This is a genomic window from Frankia sp. CcWB2 (assembly GCF_977927585.1).
On the sequence record NZ_CDWRCM010000121.1, the window covers coordinates 1883 to 9470 of the forward strand.

6 protein-coding genes and 1 pseudogene are annotated in these 7588 nt (G+C 69.4%); 5 read left to right on the plus strand and 2 right to left on the minus strand.

From position 1 onward, the window contains the following. The 5 genes and pseudogenes from ilvC to leuA form a co-directional block, all read left to right on the plus strand. Positions 1-544, plus strand: a 544-nt coding sequence (gene ilvC / locus ACY45C_RS13665) for a ketol-acid reductoisomerase (protein WP_462187991.1), incomplete at its 5' end; no start/stop codon positions are given. Positions 545-862: 318 nt separating this feature from the next. Then, on the plus strand, positions 863-2452 hold the full coding sequence (serA, locus tag ACY45C_RS13670) for a phosphoglycerate dehydrogenase (RefSeq protein ID WP_462187992.1): 1590 nt from the start codon (positions 863-865) through the stop codon (positions 2450-2452). Positions 2453-2668: 216 nt separating this feature from the next. Further along, positions 2669-2755 (plus strand): annotated as a pseudogene (locus ACY45C_RS13675) (SCO2583/SCO2584 N-terminal domain-containing protein); the annotation flags it as partial. Between the two features lie 138 nt (positions 2756-2893). Beyond that, a complete protein-coding gene (locus tag ACY45C_RS13680; RefSeq protein WP_462188000.1) occupies positions 2894-3526 on the plus strand; it encodes a septum formation family protein in 633 nt (210 codons plus the stop codon). A 239-nt stretch (positions 3527-3765) separates the two neighbouring features. Beyond that, entirely contained in the window at positions 3766-5526 is a 1761-nt protein-coding gene (gene leuA / locus ACY45C_RS13685) for a 2-isopropylmalate synthase (RefSeq protein WP_462187993.1), read from the plus strand. A 118-nt stretch (positions 5527-5644) separates the two neighbouring features. Here the strand turns inward: leuA and ACY45C_RS13690 are convergent, their stop codons facing one another. After that, positions 5645-5839 carry a DUF1059 domain-containing protein gene (locus tag ACY45C_RS13690; RefSeq protein WP_462187994.1) on the minus strand — a complete coding sequence of 65 codons (195 nt, stop codon included), beginning with the start codon at positions 5837-5839 and terminating at the stop codon, positions 5645-5647. Between the two features lie 98 nt (positions 5840-5937). Next, complete coding sequence (locus ACY45C_RS13695; RefSeq protein ID WP_462187995.1) at positions 5938-7182, minus strand: EAL domain-containing protein; 1245 nt, start codon at positions 7180-7182, stop codon at positions 5938-5940. Between the last annotated feature and the right edge of the window lie 406 nt (positions 7183-7588).

Consider the following 7588-nt stretch of genomic DNA (forward strand, 5'->3'; position numbering starts at 1 on the left):
CCTCGTCGCGGTGGAGGCCGACGCGAGCGGCAACGCGCTGGCCGTCGCGCTGGCCTACGCCAAGGGCATCGGTGGCACTCGGGCCGGTGCGCTGAGGACCACCTTCACCGAGGAGACCGAGACCGACCTGTTCGGCGAGCAGGCCGTGCTCTGCGGCGGCGCCAGCGCGCTCGTGCAGGCCGGCTTCGAGACCCTCGTCGAGGCGGGCTACACCCCGGAGGTCGCGTACTTCGAGTGCCTGCACGAGCTCAAGCTCATCGTCGACCTGATGTACGAGGGCGGCATCTCCCAGATGCGGTACTCGATCTCGGACACCGCGGAGTACGGCGATGTCACGCGCGGCCCGCGCGTCATCACCCCCGCGGTGAAGGCCGAGATGCGCAAGATCCTTGACGAGATCCGCGACGGCACGTTCGCTCGTGAGTGGGTGGCCGAGGACGACAACGGTCGGCCGAACTTCACCAAGCTCGTGGCGGAGGGCAAGCAGCACCCGATCGAGCAGGTCGGTGCGAAGCTCCGGCCGATGATGTCCTGGATCGCCTGATGTCCTGGATCGCCAGGTAGATCCCGCGGGTCGTCGGGCGGATCGTGCCCTCTCGGGGGCGGCCGTGGTGCGCTGCCGCCGTCCCCGGGTGCGTGCCGTCCCCAGGTGCGTGCCGTCTCCGTCCCGGTGCCGGGCACGCCGTCGCCGTCGGTCGGCGGAAAGGGTTCGGAGTCCACGGCGGGCGTCGGTAGGCTGGGCCCGCCGCGTCGTGCGGTGCCCGCAGTATCCACGTTCATCATCGCCAGGCCGAAGGCCACGTGATCACGCCTCGTTCCGCGTCGCCTCCCGGTCTGACCCGAGGTCGCTAGGAGAGGTCCAGTGCCTGTCGTACTCGTTGCCGAGGAGCTCTCACCGGCCGGGCTGGAGGTGCTGTCCGGGGACTTCGAGGTTCGTCACGTCGACGGTGCCGACCGGTCCGCGTTGCTGCCCGCCATCGCCGACGTCGACGCCGTGATCGTCCGGTCGGCCACCAAGATCGACGCCGAGGTGCTCGCCGCCGCGGGAAAGCTCAAGGTCGTCGCCCGGGCCGGCATCGGGCTGGACAACGTCGACGTCGCCGCCGCCACCCAGCGCGGTGTCATGGTGGTCAACGCGCCGCAGTCGAACATCGTCAGTGCGGCCGAGCACGCGATCGCGCTGCTGCTCGCCGTCGCCCGGCGGGTTCCCGCGGCCAACGAGGCACTGCGCGGCGGCGAGTGGAAGCGCTCGAAGTACGTCGGTGTCGAACTCGTGGAGAAGACGGCCGGCGTCGTCGGCCTCGGGCGGATCGGCGTGCTCGTGGCGCAGCGGCTCGCCGGCTTCGGGATGAAGGTCATTGCCTACGACCCGTACGTGTCGGTGGCCCGTGCCGCGCAGCACGGCGTGACCCTCGTCGACCTCGACGAGCTGCTTCGGCAGAGTGACATGATCACGATTCATCTGCCCAAGACGCCGGAGACGCTCGGTCTGATCGGCACCGACGAGCTGGCCCGGACCAAGCCCGGTGTCATCATCGTCAACGCGGCGCGCGGCGGCCTTGTTGACGAGGCGGCGCTTGCCGAGGTGGTCCGCTCCGGTCAGGTCGGCGGCGCGGGCATCGACGTCTTCGCCAAGGAGCCCACGACGGCCTCCCCGCTGTTCGGGCTCGACAACGTCGTCGTCACCCCCCACCTCGGCGCGTCCACCCAGGAGGCGCAGGACAAGGCCGGGCTCGCCGTCGCCCGCTCGGTGCGGCTGGCGCTGCAGGGCGAGTTCGTGCCTGACGCGGTCAACGTGCAGGCCGGTGGCGTCGTGGCCGAGGACCTCCGGCCGGGTCTTCCGCTCGCGGAGAAGCTCGGGCAGCTCTTCTCCGGCCTCGCGGGCAGCCTGGCCGCGGCGATCACCGTCGAGGTGCGCGGCGAGATCGCCGTGCACGACGTCTCGGTGTTGCAGCTCGCGGTGCTCAAGGGCGTGTTCACCGATGTGACCGAGGAGCAGGTCACCTACGTCAACGCACCGCTGCTGGCCAAGGAGCGCGGGGTCGACGTGGCCCTGGAGACCGCCGAGGACAGCCCCGACTATCACAACCTCGTGACTGTGCGAGGAGTCCTCGCCGATGGCACGCCCGTATCGGTGAGCGGCACGCTTGTCGGCTCGCGGCAGGTCGAGAAGATCACCGCGATCGACGGGTTCGAGGTCGACATCCGGCCGGAGGCGCATCTGGCGTTCTTCCGCTACGAGGACCGGCCGGGGATCGTCGGCGCGGTCGGTGCCCTGCTCGGCGAGGCGCACATCAACATCGCCAGTGCGCAGGTCAGCCGCCTGCAGGCCGGCGGCGAGGCGTTGATGTCGCTGTCGCTCGACGACGCGGTCGCCCCCGACATCCTGGCCGAGATCGCGAAGATCATCGGCGCGTCCTACGCCAGGGCCGTGAGCATCAGCAGCGAATGACTCCTGGGGGAGCCGTGGGGGCCTTCGGCGGTCCGGGGTGTTCCTCGGGTTGCCGTGGATTACCTGGGCTGGATGGGGTTTACCAGGGACACCTGCGGGCGATCCAACGGTAGGCGGTCGATTGGGTACGGGTGGCGGTGGCGTGGGGACGTGATCCAGGTGATCTTTCCGTGGAACGCGCGCCGTAGTCGTGGTGTCGGGTTTACCATGGCTAGTATGGCGTCGCGGCATCAGGACCCGTTCGAGGGGCTTCGCCTGGATGAGCGATTCGTCCGCGGAGCCCGGTTTCTCGAACCGTCCGCGGCCGAGCGCAGCCGGCAGCACGGCCGGCCGGCTTCCAGTCGCTGTCAGGTCGTCCCAGCTCCCCGGGGTCTGCCCGGCTTTTTCCATCGGCTGGTGGCGCCGCCCAGACCGCCGGGCCGCCCCCGCCAGATCGCGAGGATGGTCACGTTCTTGGCCATCATCGTCGGGATGATCACCATCACCGTCGTCGCCCTGCGGCAGACGGCGAACCGGACCAGTCCGACCGCTGCACGGCTGGCGCCGACCACGTCGTCGGGGTCCTCTGTGGCCGCCACCAGGCAGACCGCCGTACCGGCTGCCACCGGCGCGCTGACCGGTCCCCCCGCCGGCTTTGGGCTCAGGCCGGACCTGCTCGCGGCCCTGCGGCCGGGTGACTGCCTGAACTGGACCCCCTATCCGGCGGGCTCGCTCGCCTCGGTCGATCCGGTGGTGCCCGTCCGGGTGAGCTGCGGGGAGCCCCACATCGACGAGGTCACCCGGATGGTCGACCTGGCGGTGCTCTTCCAGCGTTGGCCTGGCGCGTCGGCGATCGCCGAGGTGACGGACGAGCGATGTGCCGGAGCACTGCGCGAGTTCGCCGGAGCCGTCGACAGCACTCCGCACCGTACCGCCGGCACGATCTACCCGTCCGAACCCAGCTGGCAGCACGGTGCACACGCAGCCGTGTGCACCGTGCGCACCGGCGACCTGCGGCCCCGCAGCGGTCCGTCCCGTGTCCCCGGCGCCGTCGCAGCACCTGAGTTTCCTCGCGGTCGGCCGAACATCCGGTAACGTTGGTGCGCGATGCGTGCGCTGCTTCTCCTTAGCCGCCGCGGCGGGGCCTGATACCTGAGCTGGCTTCCCCGTCGCGGTGTTTTCGTGTGTCAGCGTCGGGATCCTCGCCATCACGGCGGTCCAGCGTCCAGGTGCGGCCTGACGCTCCTCTGCTGATTCTCCGGCATCCAGTCACCCCCGTCGCGAACCGTGTGATCACGGTCGCGGGGGACTCTTTCGAGGAAGCAGGAGCAGGAATGACCACGCAGCAGCTGTCCGGCATGCCGGTCGAGAAGTATCGTCCGTTCGTCCCCGTCTCACTTCCCGACCGGACCTGGCCCGAGCAGACGATCACTCGTGCCCCGCAGTGGTGCAGTGTCGATCTGCGCGACGGTAACCAGGCACTGATCGACCCGATGACCCCCGCCCGCAAGATGCAGATGTTCGAGCTGCTGGTGGCGATGGGGTACAAGGAGATCGAGGTCGGGTTCCCGGCGGCCAGCCAGACCGACTTCGACTTCATCCGGCAGCTGATCGAATCCGATCGCATCCCGGACGACGTCGTCATCCAGGTCCTGACGCAGGCGCGGGAGGATCTGATCGAGCGCACGGCCGCGTCGCTGGTCGGCGCGGACCGGGCGCTGATCCACCTGTACAACTCGACGTCCACGTTGCAGCGGCGGGTGGTGTTCGGTCTTGATCGGGCTGGGGTGACCGAGATCGCGGTGCAGGGCGCCCGGTGGTGTGCCCAGTACGCCGAGAAACTGCTGGACGGCACCGATGTGCGCTGGCAGTACAGCCCGGAGTCGTTCACCGGCACCGAACTCGACTACGCGGTGGAGGTGTGCGAGGCGGTTATGGACGTGTGGGCGCCGACCCCGCAGCATCCGGTCGTGCTGAACCTGCCGGCGACGGTCGAGATGTCGACCCCGAACGTCTACGCCGACCAGATCGAATGGGTCGGGCGGAACCTGACCCGCCGGGATGCCGTCGTGCTGTCCCTGCACCCGCACAACGACCGGGGCTGCGCGGTCGCCGCTGCGGAGCTGGGTGTGCTGGCCGGCGCCGACCGGGTTGAGGGCTGCCTTTTCGGCAACGGGGAACGGACCGGGAACGTCTGCCTGGTCACGCTGGGGATGAACCTGTTCTCGCAGGGGATCGACCCGATGATCGATTTCTCGGACATCGACGGGATCCGACGCGCGGTGGAGCACTGCAACCAGCTGCCCGTCCATCCCCGTCATCCCTACGGGGGCGACCTCGTCTACACCGCCTTCTCCGGCTCCCATCAGGACGCCATCAAGAAGGGTTTCGAGGCCATGGAGCGCACCGGCCAGATCCGCTGGGAGGTGCCCTACCTGCCGATCGACCCGAAGGACGTCGGCCGCTCCTACGAGGCGGTGATCCGGGTGAACAGTCAGTCCGGCAAGGGAGGGGTGGCATACCTGCTGAAGTCCGAGCACTCCCTGGACCTGCCGCGCCGGCTGCAGATCGAGTTCTCCGGTGTCGTGCAGCGCCACACCGACTCCGAGGGCGGCGAGGTGACGGCCGAGGAACTCTGGACGATTTTCCGCGGCGAGTACTTCCTGGACGGCGCGGAGGGGTCCGGCCTGCTTGAGCTGCTGGGCTCCCGGACGACGGCGGCGTCGGGCGATCGGGACGAGGTCTCCGTCTCGGTCCGTTTCCAGGGGGGGGCCGACACGGTGATCACGGGAACCGGCAGCGGCCCCATTGACGCGTTCGTCGCGGCGCTGGCCAGCCGCGATCTGACCGTGCGGATCCTGGACTACAACGAGCACGCCCTGGGCTCGGGAGCGGATGCGCGAGCGGCCGCGTACCTCGAGGCGGCTGTCGACGACCGGATCTTCTGGGGAGTCGGGATCGACGCCAACATCGTGACGGCGTCCCTGCGGGCCGTGGTGAGTGCCGTGAACCGGGCTGCCCGGGACCGTTCGGTGCCCGCCGCGCGGACGTCAGGGGACGAGGCACAGCCGGCGGCCACGCCTCTGGCCGGCTGACACGCGCCTGCCTGCCCGTCGTGTCGGGCGAGGGCACCCAGCGGAGAACCGGCGGGTGTCCCTCGCCTCGGCTGGTGCCCGCGCGGGCTGGTCGTGGTGGTGGCGCTGGTATCGCTGGTTAGTCGTGGCGGTCCGCCGGTCCCACGTCGTGGATATTCTGGCGGACCTCGTCCAGCATCGACTCCGGGATATCCGTCATAACATGATCAACTCGCGCGTGGGTGTCGACGGAACGGAGAAGATCGTCTTCGGTGGGGGCGACGATGCGCGTCTCGCAGTCGTGCATGATCGCACCACAGTAGAATTGTTTCATGCTCGGGCGCCGGACGGTGATCTCTGCCGACGCGGAATGACTCCTGGTCGCTGGGCTCGGCGACATGAGCGCCTGCGCGGTCCAATAATGGTTTCGCCTCATGTGGACATTTCCGCGAGCCGTAGCATCAGCCGCTCCATCCGTACCAGGCCGAGTGGGCGCCCCATCTCGGTCACGATTATCACGGGATCGAATCGGCTGGCCCGGGCCCGCGTCATGGCTCGACGCGCGACCTCGGTCACCGGCTCCTCGAGCCGCGCGAAAAGCGTCGTGGGAACACGGCGCGGTTCCGTGCCGCCGCCCGGGCCGCCGGACAGATGCAGGGCGACCGGTCGGCATCGGTTGGAGACGATGATGGTGGCTCGAGGCGCCCGGTCACCGTCCGGTCCGGCCGAATCATCGCCGGCCGCGAGACCGTCCCGGTTCCGGGCGGCGCTCATGGGACAGGACGGACAGTCCGCGGACATGGCGCACCGACCGGATTCACCTATGCTGATCGTGACCTGTTCCATCAGGCTCTCGATGCTCGCGGCGTGGTTGCTGCGTTCCGAGAATTGGTGGATACGCCGAGCCACGGTTGGGTCGAGCTGCTGCCAGTCCCGGGAGGGACGCCCGAGCAGGAATCCCTGGCCGAGCGGAACCCCCAGCGCGACCAGCATGCCGAGCTCGTCGAACCGCTCGACCCCCTCCGCGATGACCCAGGCGTTGAGCCGGCTGGCGAAGGTGCCGACCAGCTCGGTGAGGGCGATCTTGACTTGGTCGTCGTCCACGTTGACCACGAGCGAGCGGTCCAGCTTGACGAAGTCGGGGCGGATTCGCGCCAGCTGCCGCAACCCGGCGTAGCCCGAGCCGACGTCGTCCATCGCCACGAACGCACCGAGGTTGCGCAGTGCGCCCGCGGTGGTCGTCAGGCCGGTGGTGGCGTCGAGGTCGACCGCCTCGTTGAGTTCTAGGACCAGGCGCCGCAGGTCCGCGCGCTGCCAGACTGCCGTGACTTCTGGTGTGGTGAGCAGATGGGGCAGGACGTTGACCGCGAGGAAGCAGCGGTCGGGAAGCCGGTCACGCGCCTCCAGCGCGGCGGCGAGGACACGGGCCTCCAACTGGGCCGCGAGCCCGAGCCGGTCCGCCTCGGCGAAGACGAGGTCGGGCGGGTGGGCCGGGTGGCTGTGGAAGCGTGCGAGCGCCTCATACCCCGCGATGACCCCCCGTTGCAGATCCACGATCGGCTGGAAGAACAGCACGGGTTCGTCGGGATCGGCGAGAACCCGGCGTAGGTCGGGCCGGTCGTCGCCACGCGTCCCACCCCCGTCGCTGTTCTTCGACCCCCCGGGGGCCCGCCCCACCGGCTGCGGGCAGCGTCCTGCCCTCGGCCGCGCCACCGGGCGAAACAGCCGCGTCGCCGACATCGGGGCGGTCGCTGGACGGAGGTCCCGCGGGAATCCGCTGCCGAGTAATCATGCGCCGTGCACCCCCCTCGCATCGAAGCACGTCGCACCTGTCCTGTAAGTGATTTTCTTACCATCCGGCCGCGATGCCGGGTGCGAGTACCGTCCGGAGTTGTGAATCCTGCGCTCTTTTGTGCGACCAGCGGGTGGCGGTCGGATTGCTGTTCATCGTCCTTCCCGTGCCGCCGGCGCAAGAACGGCGGTTTCTGGGCGCCGGAGGCGTCGTTCATCGTTGATCCGTCGCCAAAACGGTCATTGCTCGCCAGGATTTTCGGGTGCCGACGCGAGGCGTGCGAGTAGTCCG